This is a genomic window from Gilliamella sp. Nev5-1, from assembly GCF_001690895.1.
Classification (GTDB): Bacteria; Pseudomonadota; Gammaproteobacteria; order Enterobacterales; family Orbaceae; genus Gilliamella; species Gilliamella apicola_C.
In genome coordinates, this window is sequence record NZ_LZHO01000008.1 from 1 (window position 1) to 15,752 (window position 15,752).

Below are 15,752 nucleotides of genomic sequence, written 5' to 3' on the forward strand. Positions count from 1 at the left end.
AGGTTAATTGATGGGGTTATGCTTATGCAGAAGCTCTTGATCGAAGCCCCAGTAAACGGCGGCCGTAACTATAACGGTCCTAAGGTAGCGAAATTCCTTGTCGGGTAAGTTCCGACCTGCACGAATGGCGTAATGATGGCCAGGCTGTCTCCACCCGAGACTCAGTGAAATTGAAATTGCCGTGAAGATGCGGTGTACCCGTGGCAAGACGGAAAGACCCCGTGAACCTTTACTATAGCTTGACAGTGAACATTGAGCCTTAATGTGTAGGATAGGTGGGAGGCAAAGAAGCATGCACGCCAGTGTGTGTGGAGTCGACCTTGAAATACCACCCTTTAATGTTTGATGTTCTAACCTATACTTCTGAATCGAGGTAAGGGACACTGTCTGGTGGGTAGTTTGACTGGGGCGGTCTCCTCCCAAAGAGTAACGGAGGAGCACGAAGGTTAGCTAATCCTGGTCGGACATCAGGAGGTTAGTGCAATGGCAAAAGCTAGCTTGACTGCGAGAGTGACGGCTCGAGCAGGTACGAAAGTAGGTCATAGTGATCCGGTGGTTCTGAATGGAAGGGCCATCGCTCAACGGATAAAAGGTACTCCGGGGATAACAGGCTGATACCGCCCAAGAGTTCATATCGACGGCGGTGTTTGGCACCTCGATGTCGGCTCATCACATCCTGGGGCTGAAGTAGGTCCCAAGGGTACGGCTGTTCGCCGTTTAAAGTGGTACGCGAGCTGGGTTTAGAACGTCGTGAGACAGTTCGGTCCCTATCTGCCATGGGCGTAGGAAAATTGAGAGGGTTTGCTTCTAGTACGAGAGGACCGAAGTGAACGCACCGCTGGTGTTCGGGTTGTGATGCCAATTGCATTGCCCGGTAGCTACGTGCGGAATAGATAAGTGCTGAAAGCATCTAAGTACGAAACTAGCCTTGAGATGAGTTTTCCCTGAAGAGATTCAGTAAGGTCCGTTTGAGACTAAGACGTAGATAGGTCAGGTGTGTAAGTGTAGTGATACATTGAGCTAACTGATACTAATGAACCGAGAGTCTTAACCTTACAACTCGGAGTTGTTTTGGAGTTACGCGATAGGATGATTGAAGTTGATATATTTAGAGAGATTGACTTTAAATTGTTTAATAAATGAGAGAGCAGTTTGTTCCGGATTGAGCAATTGCTGTGGATATGAGATAATACATGGTAATTGAGAGAAGAGAAGACAGGATATGTCTGGCGGTAATAGCGCGGTGGTCCCACCTGACCCCATGCCGAACTCAGAAGTGAAACGCCGTAGTGCCGATGGTAGTGTGGGTATTACCCATGTGAGAGTAGGGTGCCGCCAGACTTTTAAATTTTATTTATATTAACACACCAAATACGGTGGAGCGGTAGTTCAGTTGGTTAGAATACCTGCCTGTCACGCAGGGGGTCGCGGGTTCGAGCCCCGTCCGTTCCGCCACTTCCATTTAGGGGCGTAGTTCAATTGGTAGAGCACCGGTCTCCAAAACCGGGTGTTGGGAGTTCGAGACTCTCCGCCCCTGCCACAAGATAACATTTATGTTTTAATTTTAGCCAGTTAACCGATTTTATCCGTATAAATAAAAGAATTTTGTTTACAGATTAACTTTGTCAATTATAATTCCCGCCAACTACTTTTACAATCTAGAGGATAGAACATGGCTGAGAGTTTTATGAGTCAACAACGTTTTTTCGATAATAAGAATTATCCAAGAGGATTTTCTCGCCACGGCGATTTTACTATTAAAGAAGCTATGATTTTAGAAAAGTATGGTTGTGCTTTTAAAGATCTTGACACAGAAGCTAAAAAGCCTACCACTGCAGAAGAAAAATCATTTGTAGCGGTTTGCAAAGGTAAAAAAGAGCCATCAACTGATTTTGAAAAAACATGGTTGAAGTATCTTTCTCGTATAAATAAGCCAAAACGTTTTCATACATTATCTGGTGGAAAACCACAGGTTGATGTAACAGACGATTTTGTAGATAGTGATGACTAATTCTTTAACCAATATTTTTGTGTAATTGAATTAGTAACCGATCCATAGAGCGATAACTTAATGCTTCTGAAACATGTTTTCGTTCTATGGTTTCTGATAAATCTAAATCTGCGATTGTGCGCGATACTTTTAGTATTCGGTGCCATGCACGAGCAGAGAGACCTAATTTAATTAAAGCTTGCTCTAAATATTCATTATTTTCATTTGATAATTGGCAATAGCATTGAATTTCATTTGTGCTTAATTGGCTATTTAGTTTGCTGCTTCTTTTTAATTGAGTATTTCTTGCTGTTAGAACTCGTTGTTTTACTGTTTCAGTTGATTCTGCTGAAGTTACTTTTTGGCTTAGAGCACCTTTAGGTAGTAAAGGAACTTCAATAGAAATATCGAACCTGTCAAGAAATGGTCCTGAAAGCCGATTCAAATAGCGAATAGTTTGCTGTGGTGTTGTTCTATTATGTGTGCCTTGATAATGTCCTGTTGGACTTGGATTCATTGCCGCTATTAACTGAAATCTAGCGGGAAATTTTATTTTTGCATTTGCCCTTGAAATGATAATTTCTCCCGATTCAATGGGTTCTCTTAACGCGTCTAATACTTTTCGATTAAATTCTGGTAATTCGTCTAAAAATAATACGCCGTTATGGGCTAGAGAAATTTCTCCAGGTCTAGGGATTGTTCCTCCGCCAACAAGAGCTGCAGTTGATGCGCTATGGTGAGGCGCTCTAAAAGGTCTTTTACGCCAATTTTTTACTGATCCATATGAACTGACAAGGCTTGTTATTGCCGCACTTTCAAGTGCTTCATCATCAGATAATTGAGGTAATAAAGAGGTTAAACGCGTTGCTAACATAGTTTTACCTGTACCTGGAGGTCCAATTAATAATAAATTATGCCCTCCCGCTGCTGCAATTTCTAATGCTCTCTTGGCGTGTTCTTGCCCAATTATATCTTGTAAACTAGCTGGGTTATTGTTACCGCCTTGATATTCACGATATTGAACTGTTGGTAAATCAATTTCTTTATATAAATATTGGCATAATTCTAGTAAATTACTGGTGATTAATGTGTTGCTTTGGTGAATTAAAGAAATTTCTGATTGGTTTTCGGCGGAAATAATTAATCTGCGATTTTTCTTTTTAGAGGAAATTGCAGCTGGTATTGCGCCTTTTACGGCTCTAATATTTCCTGAAAGAGCTAATTCACCCAAAAATTCATAATGTAATAAATCTTCTGTTGGAATTTGCTCTGTTGCGGCAAGTATCGCAATAGCTATTGGTAAATCAAAGCGGCTTCCTTCTTTGGGTAAATCTGCTGGAGATAAGTTTACCGTTATTTTTTTAGCTGGAAAGGTAAAACCACTATTAATAATGGCACTTCTAACTCGATCTTTAGCTTCTTTAACGGTTGCTTCAGGAAGACCAACTAATACAAAGCCTGGTAACCCATTGCTAATATGAACTTCAACGTTTATTAATGGTGCTTGTATTCCAATAGAGGCTCGAGTATAAATAATTGCAAGTGACATAGTTTTTAATTATTAATATGTTTAATTTTATTATTATCATATTAGAAAATATCGAAAAAACCATTAAAGCCATTTATTAATGGGATATAACACGCAATAAATAATACGATTTTGCAGTGATTTTAATTTGTTTTATTTAAAATGCGTTTTGAAATAAGTAATGATATAAAAAATAGACAAGTATTACTTAATACTATAGAGGGACCTGTTGGGGTGTCATAAACAAATGAGAATAGCACTCCAGCAACTACCGATAGCATCCCTACTATTATTGCAATTAACGCCATTGTTTCGGGTGTTTTTGAATAATATTTTGCTGTTGCGGCAGGAATGATAAGTAAAGATGTAATAATTAGCGCTCCAACAAATTTCATTGACAGACCTATGGTTAATGCTAGTAGTAAAGTCAAAAGCAATTTTGTGAGCTGTACATTAATGCCATGGCTAAAAGCTAATTCTTCGCTTACAGTGATAAATAAAATGTTATTCCATTGCCAAAATAATAAAGCACCAATGAATACTACACAAATAATAATCTGATAAAGATCTAAATATGTTACTGATAAAAGATCGCCAAATAAATATCCCATTAAATCGATACGGATATTGTCCATTAAACTAATTACTACTAAGCCTAGTGATAAGGCACTATGAGCTAAAATACCAAGTAATGTATCAATTGGTAATTGTTTTTGTGCTTCTAACCAAAGTAATCCGATAGCTAGTAAGAGTGTGACAAAAATGACTGCATAAAATAAATTGATATCCAACAAAAAGCCAAATGCGATACCAAGTAAAGCAGCATGTGATAAAGTATCGCCAAAATAAGACATTCTTCGCCAAACAACGAAAGTGCCTAAAGGCCCAGTTATGCTAGTTAAACATAATCCCGCTAATAAAGAAGGTAATAGTAATTCAATCATTGTTTTTTCCTTCTATAACTAGGCAAAACAATACGCTTATTTTGCTCAATAGATTGTTTACAACAATCATGTTGGTGATTGTGATGATGTTTATAAATAGCGAGTTGCGAGGTTTCATGTTGTCCAAAAAGAGAAATAAACTCTGGATCATTAGAAACAATTGCTGGTGTGCCAGAACAGCATATATGATGATTTAAGCAGATTACTTCGTCGGTTTTTGCCATGACCAAATGAAGATCATGGGAAACCATTAACACGCCACAATTGAACTGTTTTTTTGCATCAGCGATTAAATCATATAATAGTACTTGGCCATTGACATCTACCCCTTGAGTAGGTTCATCAAGAATCAGTAATTGAGGGCGCTTAACTAAAGCTTGAGCGAGCAAAACACGTTGCAATTCACCACCTGATAATTGATGCATAGATTCATTGATTAAATATTCAGCTTTTACCATTGATAATATATTAAAAATATCCTTTTTATTTAACTGTCTATTAAGACACATAAAACGTCTAACAGTAATAGGTAGTGTTGGATTTAAGTTGATTGACTGCGGCACATAACCAATCGTTAAGTTAGGTAAGCATGTGATTGTTCCTGAGGTGTATGGCATTAATCCTAAAATAACTTTCACCAGTGTCGATTTACCCGCTCCATTAGGACCAAGTACTGTAATAATTTGATTAAGATGAATGACTAACGAAACCTCATATAATATTTTTTGATGGTCAATTTGCACCGAAACATTATCAAGCGAAATGAGTGGAGTCATTTTGTTAATCACCCTTGTCTATAAATATGTTATGTTATATTATAACAATAATTAACTCTATTTTACCATACATAATAAATATAGGAAAATTGTATGAAAAAATATATTCTACTAAATAGTAAAAAATTAGTTTTCTTAATGATACTTGGTTCATTAATGTTTATTCAAAGTATTGTTAATTATGCTAATGCGAAAGTTATTTCGTCTGTAAAGCCAATAGGATTTATTGTCGAAGCAATCGCTTCAGGAGTAACTGATAATGATATTTTACTTCCTGATGGCGCATCTCCACATAGTTATTATTTAAAACCATCTGATTTGGCTAAAGTTAAATCAGCTGAACTTGTGGTTTGGGTTGGCGAAGATATGGAAGCTTTTATGCCAACAATATTAAAAAGTATTGATAAGCAAAAACAAATTGAATTAATGGCAATACCAGAGATTAAAGTATTGCTTCGAACAGGTCATGAGGATCATGAACATGAAGATACTCACTCCCATCCTATACCTGCTAATGGTCATCATGGTGAATATGATGAACATATTTGGCTTTCACCTAAAATTGCCAAGGTGATTGCGCAGTCAATCCATGATCGACTTATTACCCTGTATCCAGATAAAAACGCATTGATTGATGCAAATCTAAACGAATTCATCATAAAACTTGCAGAAACAGAACAAAACATTGCAAAAAAACTCATTAACGTACAGAATAGAGGGTATTTTGTGTTTCATGATGCTTATGGGTATTTTGAATCGCAGTTCGGATTAAAGAATTTAGGCAGTTTTACTATAAATCCAGCAATTCAGCCGGGTGTTCAAAAGGTTTATGCAATTCAACAGGCGCTCAAAGAGCACCGAGCAGTATGTGTATTTCGAGAGCCACAGTTTAGCCCTGCAGTTATTGAAAAAATAGTGAATGGAACAGATGTACGTATTGGAGAGCTAAATCCATTAGGAACGGGTATTTCTCTTTCTAAAGATGCATATTCACAATTTTTAGCAAAATTAACAGAGCAACTGTTGGATTGTTTAGATAAAGACTAGTTTTAGAATAAATAGTTAAGGTTAATTTTGGCAAGACAAATAAAATCACCTGATATTGAAAAAAATAATTTTAGAAATACCTATTTTTCAATATTAGGTGTTCTTTTCATTGTTATCTTATTTATCGTTCTGTGGAATCCACTCAATTTGAATCGAACGGTTTATGTTCCTTTAACGCCTCAAGCTGAAACGACTGTAAATGATAACACCCATTCTTCTGTTGTTATCGATGATGGAAAAGTTGAGATGGTAAATGGGAAACCTTCTACAGTTACTGAATCATCAGATATTCCTGAAGATGAGATTGTTAAAGATGAATTAGATGACATTGTTGATGATAAAGATAATACTGTGCAATACACTATTGCACGAGGGGATACCCTGCATGATATCTTGATTCGTTATAACGTTAATCGAAATGACATCTATCAGTTAACGACAAAATTTAAACAACTTGCAAATTTGAGAATAGGTCAACAAATTAGTTGGACGACTGATGATAATCATAATTTGCAAACTTTTAGTTGGACAATCTCCAGTAATAATATTCGAATTTATGAAAAATCGGGCGATAAATTTGTAGAAAGTTCAGAAACAGTTGAAAGTGTACCACAAAATATTGTGATAAAAGGTGATATTAAAAGTAGCTTTGTTGCAGATGCTCGCAAAAATGGATTAACTAGTAATGAAATTGGCGTAATTACTCGTGCTTTACAATGGCGTTTAGATTTTCGTCGATTGCAAGTTGGTGATAAATTTTCAGTTGTTTTAACCAGAGAGATGCATGGCAATCGTTTATCTAATAGTCAGTTGTTAGGTGTACGCATTAAAAATGGTACCAAAGATTATTACGCTATTTTAGCAGATGATGGTAAATATTATGATATTAATGCGAACAGTTTGTCGCAAAGTTTTTTCCGTTATCCATTAGCAAAGCAAGCTAGAGTTTCCTCTGGTTTTAACCCTCGTCGCTTACATCCTGTTACCGGTGCGATAACTCCACATAATGGTGTTGATTTTGCAGTGTCTCGCGGTACACCAGTTTTATCAGTTGGTAATGGTGAAGTAGTCATTGCAAAGTATAGTGGTTCGGCTGGTAATTATATTGCTATTCGGCATGGGCGTCAGTATATGACAACTTATATGCATTTGGATAAGATTTTAGTCAAACCAGGTCAGCAAGTTAAACAAGGTGATAAGATTGGGTTATCTGGAAATACAGGCCGTTCTACAGGACCTCACCTGCACTTTGAGCTACACATTAATAATAAGCCGGTTAATCCATTGACAGCAAGTTTACCTATTTCGGAAGGGTTGACAGGTAAGTCAAAAAAAGCGTTTTTGTCGAAAGTTAAAACTATTAGCTCACAGCTAGATTTTTAAATTCATACACTTGTTTTATGCTTCAAAATCGATTTTACCTGAAACTTTTTTACAAAAAGAAGACCGCAATATTCTTAAAAAATTATGTTATGATAAGCTAATTTTTATTGAATAATAAATATTAGGTGCAGTTTGAACACGTCAACTAAAACATCAAAAAAACGGTCTCCCAAAAATTCTCCAAAAAATAAAAAAAATAAGAAGTCTACACTTTGGCGCCGGTTTTTGACCTTATTATTTAAGCTATTTCTTGTCATTGTGGCTGTAGCTATTGTTTACGGCGTTTATCTTGATCAACAAATCAAGGAGCGAGTTGATGGTAACGTGTGGGAGTTGCCAGCGGCAGTTTATGGACAAATTATAGATCTTGAGCCTGATAGTGAATATAGTCTAAATGATGTAGTGACAATGTTAGAGGGTGCACAATATCGTCAGCAAGATACAAAAGCCAGCCGCCCAGGTGAGTTTATTGTAAGTAATAATGCTGTTGAGGTTTATCGACGACCTTTTACATTTCCTGATGGTGAAGAGCCGTCATTTAGAGTTAGTATTACTTTTTATAAAAATCGTATAGATCGCATTACTAATCTAGAAACTGGGCGCGATTTTGGATTGCTAAAAATTGATCCTAAATTAATTACCATGATGCATTCTCCAAATGGCGAGCAACGATTATTTGTTCCATTGAAGCAGTTTCCTGATTCGTTATTGCAAACATTGGTTGCTACAGAAGATAAGCGTTTTTATGATCATCATGGTGTAAGCTTATATTCTATCGGTCGTGCTATTTTCGTTAATTTGACTACTGGCCGCATCGAAGGAGGTAGTACCTTAACTCAGCAAACTGTTAAAAACCTTTTTCTGACTAATGAACGTAGTTTAAGCCGTAAAATACGCGAAGCCTATATGGCTTTGATTTTAGATGGTCGTTATAGTAAAGAACGTATTTTAGAGCTTTATCTAAACGAAGTTTATTTTGGGCAAGCGGGAGGAGAAGAGATTCATGGTTTTCCATTGGCAAGTCTTTACTATTTTGGGCGGCCAGTTAATGAACTTACATTAGATCAGCAAGCAGTGCTAGTTGGTATGGTAAAAGGCGCTTCGTTATATAATCCGTGGACACAACCTCAACAAGTTATTGAGCGCCGTAACGTGGTGTTAAAACTTGCTCAGCAACAAGGCATAATTGATGATGAGTTGTATAATTTATTAAGTCAGCGCCCACTATCAGTGCTACCCAAGGGGGGGGTGATTTCACCGCAACCAGCATTTATGCAAGTTGTACGTAGTGAACTGCGAAGACAATTGGGTGATAAAGCAGATCATTTGTCAGGTATGAAGATTTTTACCACTTTTGATCCGGTAGCTCAATCTGCAGCAGAGCAAGCGGTGACTAACGAAATTGACAAATTGCGCAAATCAACGAAAAAAAAATTACAATCAGCAATGGTTGTAGTTAGTCGAGAAACAGGGGAAATTCGCTCAATTATTGGTAGTTCAGACCCACGTTACCCTGGTTATAACCGTGCTTGGCTAATGCAAAGAGCGATTGGTTCATTAGCTAAACCATCAACGTATTTAACTGCACTTGGGCAACCTGATTATTACCAACTTAATACATGGCTTAATGATAGCCCATTATCGGTTAAGCTTGATAGTGGTGGGTATTGGCAGCCTAAAAATTACGATCGTAAATTCCGTGATCGTGTTATGTTAGTGGACGCTTTGGCACTTTCATTAAATGTACCAACGGTTAATTTAGGTATGGAATTAGGACTGGATGCAACGAAAAATACTTTACAAGCATTAGGAGTTCCTACAGATCGTATACCTAATTTACCATCAAGATTGCTTGGTGCATTAGAATTAACACCATTAGAAACAGCTCAGATGTTTCAAACTATCACTAATAATGGGCAACGTTCTCCGCTTACTATTTTAAGATATGTATTGACTGATAAAGGTAAGCTAGTTTATCAAAGCTATCCACAACAACTTCAGGCAGTGTCTCGACAATCAGCTTATTTGACAACTTATGCTATGCAACAAGTTGTTAGTTCGGGCACATCTCGTTCATTAAAAGCTAAATACGGTTCGTTTAATTTAGCTGCTAAGACGGGGACAAGCAATGATTCTCGTGATAGCTGGTTTACAGGCGTTGACGGCAGGAATGTTGCTGTTATTTGGATTGGTTTAGATGATCATTCACCAATGAAATTAACTGGAGCTACAGGAGCGCTGAAAATTTATAGTGAATATTTACAAAACAATCCACCAAAGAAATTGGTATTGCCGATACCGCAAAATGTTTTTATGGTACCAATTGATAGTAATGGTCAGTGGCTATGTAATGGCGATGGTGTGCGTACTTTACCCGTATGGACCATTAACCCTAAGGATTTATGTTCTGGAAATAACCAAATGATGGCCACTGAACAGGTACCCAATTGGGTTACAGACCTATTAAATAATTAAGAGGGGAATAATATGCCTGAATTACCCGAAGTTGAAACAAGTCGTCGAGGCATTTTGCCATATTTAAAAGGACAGATTATACATAAAATTATTGTTAGACAACCTAAATTACGCTGGCCTGTTGATAGCGCTATAAGTAATGCACATGGACAGGTTATTTTAGATATACAGCGTCGAGCTAAATATTTATTGCTACAACTATCTAATAACTGGATCGTAATTCATTTAGGTATGTCAGGTAGTTTACGTATTTTACCAAAGCCTCAAAAAGCACAAAAGCATGATCATATAGACCTCATTTTAGAAAATAGTGTTACATTGCGTTATACTGATCCTAGGCGTTTTGGATCTTGGCTCTGGGCAAATTCGCTAGACGAAATACTGCAATTACAACATTTAGGTCCAGAACCGTTAAGTCATGAGTTTTCAGCTATATATTTATTCGAAAAAGCCAAAAATAGACAGGTTTCCATTAAAAGTTGGATTATGGATAACCATATTGTGGTTGGCGTTGGCAATATTTACGCTTCTGAGTCATTGTTTATGGCGAAAATCAATCCTAACCGTAAAGTAAGCTCATTACAATTAAATGAATTTGAAAGGCTTGTTGCTGCTATTAAGCAAGTTCTTAGCAAATCCATTGAACAAGGAGGGACAACGCTCAAGGATTTTCTTCAATCTAATGGAAAACCAGGGTATTTTGCACAAGAGCTACAAGTTTATGGGCGCAATGGCGAGCGATGTCTAATTTGTGGTGCAGAGATAAAATCGCAAAAAATAGGACAACGCAATACCTTTTATTGTGAATATTGCCAAATATAGCAACGTTAGCTCTACCAAATTATTATTTTTTGTGATTAGTTGCTAAGAATTTTAAATATTTTGCATGTATTGGCTCCCTTTCTTTTACAAAAATATCTTTTTAAGCCCTTTAAACCTTATTTAAATAAGATTAGTATAAGCAACTACAATTAAAGAAGTTATTTTTGTTACTGCGTTGATTACTTTATATAGTAAAACCATTAATATTACAGAGATCTTTTTATTTTAAAGGCTATGGACTTGTTACCTGTTATCAGCTATCTTTTTTCTGAATCATTGTTTATAGCTTGTAAAGTTTAATATATGGGGGGCAATTAGCTGTTGTATCTTAATTTTCAAAGGTTTTGTTTTCTTTTTTACGGATTTATATTTTATTTAACTCAATGTGTCTTATTTTTATTAAGGAATTTAAGATGATCAAATTCGCTTTTCGCTTTTTGACAACTTGTTTTATTCTATGTTTTACCACGATGGCTAATTCTGAGGTAAGAATTATTATTACCGATGGCGTAAGCTCTGCTAAACCAGTCGCTGTTGTGCCATTTAAGTGGACAGGCTCTGGTCAACCACCACAAATTATAGAAGATATCGTTGCTTCAGATTTACGTAATAGTGGTAAATTTAATCCTGTTGAAGTTAATAGTATGCCACAAAAACCAACAACAGCTTCTGAAGTTACGCCTGCGGCTTGGAATAATCTGGGGGTTTCTGCGGTAGTTGTCGGCTCGATTCAGCCAGATGCTTCTGGGAAATACCTTATCAATTATCAATTAGTTGATATCGTAAATCGCCCAGGTGCCGTTTTAGCACAAAATCAATATTCTATTGATAAGCGTTGGCTCCGTTACGCGGCTCACACTGCAAGTGATGAAATTTTTGAATCATTAACCGGTATTAAAGGTGCTTTTAGAACACGAATTGCTTATGTTGTTAAAACAACTAAAGGACCTTTTTCACATGAATTAAGAGTATCTGATTATGACGGTTATGATCAAATTACTGTTCATCGTTCCAAAGAACCATTAATGTCTCCAACTTGGTCACCAGATGGTAAAAAAATAGCCTATGTAACATTTGAAGGAGGCCATTCTTCACTAGTTTTAAAAACATTGGATAGTGGCGCTGTTCAAACAATTGCGTCTTTTCCTCAACATAATGGTGCGCCAGCGTTTTCTCCAGACGGCAGTAAATTAGCTTTTGCCTTATCTAAAGGGGGAAGTTTAAATTTATATATGATGGATTTAAGTAGCAAAAAAATCACGCAAATTACTTCTAATCGTAATAATAATACAGAACCATCTTGGATGCCTGATAATCAAACTATTGTTTACACTTCTGATCAAGCAGGTCGCCCTCAACTCTATAGTATCAACATTAATAGTGGTGCATCTCAAAGGCTAACTTGGGATAATACACAGAATCAAAATGCGCGGGTATCACCTGATGGTTCTTTTATTGCTATGATATCAACCAATAATGGTGAACAACATATTACTCGATATGATATAAGCACAAATACCTATCAACGTTTAACAGACACCTTTTTGGATGAAACGCCAAGCATTGCGCCAAATGGTACTATGATCATTTATAGCTCATCACAAGGATTAGGTACAATTTTGAATCTAGTTTCAACAGATGGTAATTTTAAAGCAAGATTACCAGCAACAGATGGGCAAGTAAAATTCCCTTCATGGTCGCCATATTTATAAGAAGAGGTTATAATTTGCACAATATTGCAATTATTAAAATTGTGTAAAGCACAAGGGCATTATAATATATACCTCTAATCGTTCTGGTTGGTAACGGCTGTTACTTTGAAGTTGGTTAGGTGTGTAAAAATACAGGTAATAATTTATTTAAACAAAAGGAGTTAATACAATGCAATTTTCTAAATTTCTTAAAGTAGCCGCGGTTGCTTTACCACTAATTACTGTAACTGCATGTTCGTCTAATAACAGTAGCAATGTAGCTGGTGTTGCAAGTGGTTCTTTATCAAAAGAAGCTTTAGAGCAATTAAATAAATTACAACAAATCAATACAGTATATTTTGATTTTGATAAATATAATGTTAAATCTGACTATGCAACATTATTAAATGCACATGCAGTATTTATTCGTGCAAATAACGTGAAAGTAATTATCGAAGGTCATGCAGATGAACGCGGTACGCCAGAATATAACATTGCATTAGGTGAACGTCGTGCTGCTGCAGTTAAATCATATTTACAAGGTAATGGTGCTTCTGGTAGCCAAATGGAAATTGTATCATATGGTAAAGAAAAACCAGCAGTATTAGGCCATGACGAAGAAGCTTATGCTAAAAACCGTCGTGCTGTAGTAACTTATGCTATCAACTAATAGCATTTTATAACGGCTGATTATTCAGCCGTTTCTTTTCTACATTCATGCTGAGTAATATAATATGCATAAAAAAACACTCGTATTGTTCTTATTTCTTTTATTCACTGGCTGTGCAGCAGGCAGTTCAGAATCGGATAGAACTATTCAGGCACAAGGTCAATTATTAATACAAAATCAGGAAAGGATTAATGATTTACAAGCTGAAGTGGATGCGCTTCGAGGGCAATTAGAAGAAACTAGATACCAACTTAATCAGACGATAGAACGTCAAAAAATGATTCTTCAACAAATGGTTGGTGGCTCAGACGTTTCTGCAAATGCGAACACTTCTGAGGATAATACTTCTTCATCAACGGCAACAACGCCATCATCTGATTTATCTGGTTGGGAAACTTCGGGTCGTGATAAGGCTGATTATAATTTTATCATGCAGTTTGTTAACGATGGGAAAAAAAGTAATGAGGTCGTTGCGGCATTTCAAAAATTTATAAAAGCTTATCCAAAGTCAGGTTATTTAGCTAATGCTAATTATTGGATAGGTCAACTTTATTATAAGCAAGGAAATAAAGATCAGGCTTCATTTTATTATGCAACTGTAGTGAAAAAGTTTGCGACCTCTTCCAAAGCTGCAGATAGCCTATATAAAGTTGGTTTGATTTTACTTGAGAAAGGCGATAAGAAAAATGCTAGAATCGTTTTTCAACAAGTTATAAGTAAATATTCTAAAAATAAAAACGTTGTTGATCAGGCTAAAAAAAAGTTAGCATCGCTAAAGTAAAATGTACAAATAACCATCTGTTAAATAGAAATATCAATAAAAGGGTTGCGTAACATTATAATTATAAGTATTATACCAACCCGAAATTACTTGAAACCTTAAGGAATTAAGTAGTTGTTTTCTGAAATGGGTTGTTAGCTCAGTCGGTAGAGCAGCGGACTTTTAATCCGTTTGTCGAGCGTTCGAATCGCTCACGACCCACCACACTCTCTAGAAAATTCATCAATCAATCAATCAATTATTTTTTATTAGCCCTTTATAAAGCTTGCTAAGGTGTTAATGAAATAATTTTATTTTGTATTAACAATGTAGGATCGGTGAGAGGATTGCTTCTTATCGTTATCGAAATGCTTCGTAGGTGGAAAAAGGGAGATATCTCCCTTTTTAAGGTTATTTATTCTTGGCTGCTAATTCAATAATTTTCATTGTTACTTCAAATGATTTAAGAAATGATGATAATGGTAAAAATTCAAAGCATGAATGGAAGTTATGAGCACCAGTAAAGTAATTTGGCGTGGTAAGCCCTCTAGCAGAAAGAGCAGAACCATCGGTTCCTCCACGCATTGCGATGGTTTTTGGTTGAATATTGAGTTGTTCAAATGATTGATAAATTAAATCAATACAGCGACGGTCATTACCTAAATAGTTAGCGATATTGCTATAGGTATCGGTAATGTTACACTCAATTTTTGCTTTTGGATATTTTAAGCTAATAAAACGTATAACTTCTTGTATATAAGCCTTACGCGCCTCATACTTAGCTAAATCAAAGTCACGAATACTCATTTTTAATGTTGTGGTACTTTGATTACCAACGATATCATTAAACCAAAAATACCCTTCTTTGCCTTCGGTATGTTCTGGTGTTTCAAAGCTATCAAAACAGTTAATAATGTCATTGGCAATGCCGATAGGATTGATTAAAACATTTTTAGCAGACATAGGATGAGCAGAGATGCCTTCAATTTCAATAATGGCTGAGCCAGCATTGAATGTCTCATAAACGACTTCACCTAACTCACAACAATCGATTGTGTAAGCAAAATCAGGCTTGAAACGGTTTAAATCCAGTTTTTTGGCACCATTTAAGCCGACTTCTTCATCTGGTACAAAGGCAACATAAATATCGCCATATGTATAATTTTGTTGTTGTAATTGCTCTAACATAGTCATCACAATGGCAATGGCTGCTTTATTATCAGCACCAAGTACGCTGGTACCATCAGTGACAATCAATTCATCATTGAGATATTTATTTAGTTCGGGATGCTGATCGACTTTAAACCAAATATTTTTATCTTTGTTTAATAGAATATCTTGGCCAGTAAAGGTTACTCTCTGTGGCTTAACTTTATCTGATAAGGCAACATCGACAGTATCAAGATGGGCAACATAGCCAATTTTAGGCGCTTTTGGGTTATTGCCGGGGAGTTTAGCCGTTAGAATACTATGTTCATCAAGATGAACATCTTGTAGATTAAGTTCGATTAACTCTTGTTTAAGTAATTTGGCTAATTCTGTTTGCCCTGGAGTTGAGGGCACATGTGTGCAACCAATAGCGCTTTGACTTGGAACGTTGACATAACGTAAAAAACGTTTAACTAGTTGTTCGGTAATATTCATAATATTTTGACTCCTTGTGGTG

General features: G+C 36.3%; 11 protein-coding genes, 3 tRNA genes, 2 rRNA genes and 1 pseudogene. 13 read left to right on the forward strand and 4 right to left on the reverse strand.

Annotated elements, in window-relative coordinates; all coding sequences use genetic code 11:
* From A9G41_RS01215 to A9G41_RS01235, 5 genes are all read left to right on the forward strand, one after another.
* Nucleotides 1–1,055, forward strand: a 23S ribosomal RNA gene (locus A9G41_RS01215); the annotation flags it as partial.
* Between the two features lie 170 nt (nt 1,056–1,225).
* Nucleotides 1,226–1,341, forward strand: a 5S ribosomal RNA gene (gene rrf, locus A9G41_RS01220).
* 37 nt (nt 1,342–1,378) lie between these two features.
* Nucleotides 1,379–1,455 (forward strand) — tRNA-Asp (locus A9G41_RS01225).
* A 9-nt stretch (nt 1,456–1,464) separates the two neighbouring features.
* Nucleotides 1,465–1,540 (forward strand) — tRNA-Trp (locus A9G41_RS01230).
* A 132-nt stretch (nt 1,541–1,672) separates the two neighbouring features.
* Nucleotides 1,673–2,011: a DUF413 domain-containing protein gene (locus tag A9G41_RS01235; RefSeq protein WP_075539209.1), complete on the forward strand. Its 339-nt coding sequence runs from the start codon at nt 1,673–1,675 to the stop codon at nt 2,009–2,011.
* A gap of 4 nt (nt 2,012–2,015) precedes the next feature.
* On the opposite strand, the gene A9G41_RS01240 is transcribed toward A9G41_RS01235, so the two are convergent.
* From A9G41_RS01240 to znuC, 3 genes are all read right to left on the reverse strand, one after another.
* Nucleotides 2,016–3,539 carry a YifB family Mg chelatase-like AAA ATPase gene (locus tag A9G41_RS01240; protein ID WP_075539210.1) on the reverse strand — a complete coding sequence of 508 codons (1,524 nt, stop codon included), beginning with the start codon at nt 3,537–3,539 and terminating at the stop codon, nt 2,016–2,018.
* Nucleotides 3,540–3,661: 122 nt separating this feature from the next.
* Complete coding sequence (znuB, locus tag A9G41_RS01245) at nt 3,662–4,462, reverse strand: zinc ABC transporter permease subunit ZnuB (protein ID WP_065582817.1); 801 nt, start codon at nt 4,460–4,462, stop codon at nt 3,662–3,664.
* A complete protein-coding gene (gene znuC / locus A9G41_RS01250; RefSeq protein WP_075539211.1) occupies nt 4,459–5,238 on the reverse strand; it encodes a zinc ABC transporter ATP-binding protein ZnuC in 780 nt (259 codons plus the stop codon). Before znuC ends, znuB begins: the two co-directional genes overlap by 4 nt.
* Nucleotides 5,239–5,331: 93 nt before the next feature.
* Here znuC and znuA point away from each other — a divergent pair, with 93 nt between their 5' ends.
* The 8 genes and pseudogenes from znuA (at nt 5,332) to A9G41_RS01290 (ending at nt 14,311) form a co-directional block, all read left to right on the forward strand.
* Nucleotides 5,332–6,285, forward strand: coding sequence for a zinc ABC transporter substrate-binding protein ZnuA (gene znuA / locus A9G41_RS01255; protein WP_065582819.1), 954 nt, complete (start codon nt 5,332–5,334; stop codon nt 6,283–6,285).
* Between the two features lie 27 nt (nt 6,286–6,312).
* On the forward strand, nt 6,313–7,668 hold the full coding sequence (mepM, locus tag A9G41_RS01260; protein WP_065567796.1) for a murein DD-endopeptidase MepM: 1,356 nt from the start codon (nt 6,313–6,315) through the stop codon (nt 7,666–7,668).
* A 162-nt stretch (nt 7,669–7,830) separates the two neighbouring features.
* Nucleotides 7,831–10,143 (forward strand): annotated as a pseudogene (gene mrcB / locus A9G41_RS01265) (bifunctional glycosyl transferase/transpeptidase); the annotation flags it as partial.
* A 12-nt stretch (nt 10,144–10,155) separates the two neighbouring features.
* Entirely contained in the window at nt 10,156–10,965 is an 810-nt protein-coding gene (mutM, locus tag A9G41_RS01270; RefSeq protein ID WP_065582821.1) for a bifunctional DNA-formamidopyrimidine glycosylase/DNA-(apurinic or apyrimidinic site) lyase, read from the forward strand.
* A gap of 416 nt (nt 10,966–11,381) precedes the next feature.
* Nucleotides 11,382–12,677: a Tol-Pal system beta propeller repeat protein TolB gene (tolB, locus tag A9G41_RS01275; protein ID WP_065580071.1), complete on the forward strand. Its 1,296-nt coding sequence runs from the start codon at nt 11,382–11,384 to the stop codon at nt 12,675–12,677.
* A 169-nt stretch (nt 12,678–12,846) separates the two neighbouring features.
* Nucleotides 12,847–13,326, forward strand: a complete 480-nt coding sequence (gene pal / locus A9G41_RS01280) for a peptidoglycan-associated lipoprotein Pal (RefSeq protein ID WP_065653014.1) — start codon at nt 12,847–12,849, stop codon at nt 13,324–13,326.
* 64 nt (nt 13,327–13,390) lie between these two features.
* Nucleotides 13,391–14,107 carry a tol-pal system protein YbgF gene (ybgF, locus tag A9G41_RS01285; RefSeq protein ID WP_075539213.1) on the forward strand — a complete coding sequence of 239 codons (717 nt, stop codon included), beginning with the start codon at nt 13,391–13,393 and terminating at the stop codon, nt 14,105–14,107.
* A 128-nt stretch (nt 14,108–14,235) separates the two neighbouring features.
* Nucleotides 14,236–14,311, forward strand: a tRNA-Lys gene (locus A9G41_RS01290).
* Between the two features lie 186 nt (nt 14,312–14,497).
* Here A9G41_RS01290 and pepT read toward each other — a convergent pair.
* Nucleotides 14,498–15,730: a peptidase T gene (gene pepT, locus A9G41_RS01295; RefSeq protein ID WP_065582824.1), complete on the reverse strand. Its 1,233-nt coding sequence runs from the start codon at nt 15,728–15,730 to the stop codon at nt 14,498–14,500.
* Nucleotides 15,731–15,752: the final 22 nt, after the last annotated feature.

Bases quoted from the DNA above. Each gene is read 5' to 3' on its own strand.
- znuB (WP_065582817.1), bottom strand. From the start codon at position 4,462: ATGATTGAATTACTATTACCTTCTTTATTAGCGGGATTATGTTTAACT.
- znuA (WP_065582819.1), top strand. From the start codon at position 5,332: ATGAAAAAATATATTCTACTAAATAGTAAAAAATTAGTTTTCTTAATG.
- znuC (WP_075539211.1), bottom strand. From the start codon at position 5,238: ATGACTCCACTCATTTCGCTTGATAATGTTTCGGTGCAAATTGACCAT.
- pepT (WP_065582824.1), bottom strand. From the start codon at position 15,730: ATGAATATTACCGAACAACTAGTTAAACGTTTTTTACGTTATGTCAAC.
- ybgF (WP_075539213.1), top strand. From the start codon at position 13,391: ATGCATAAAAAAACACTCGTATTGTTCTTATTTCTTTTATTCACTGGC.
- pal (WP_065653014.1), top strand. From the start codon at position 12,847: ATGCAATTTTCTAAATTTCTTAAAGTAGCCGCGGTTGCTTTACCACTA.
- A9G41_RS01235 (WP_075539209.1), top strand. From the start codon at position 1,673: ATGGCTGAGAGTTTTATGAGTCAACAACGTTTTTTCGATAATAAGAAT.
- A9G41_RS01240 (WP_075539210.1), bottom strand. From the start codon at position 3,539: ATGTCACTTGCAATTATTTATACTCGAGCCTCTATTGGAATACAAGCA.
- mutM (WP_065582821.1), top strand. From the start codon at position 10,156: ATGCCTGAATTACCCGAAGTTGAAACAAGTCGTCGAGGCATTTTGCCA.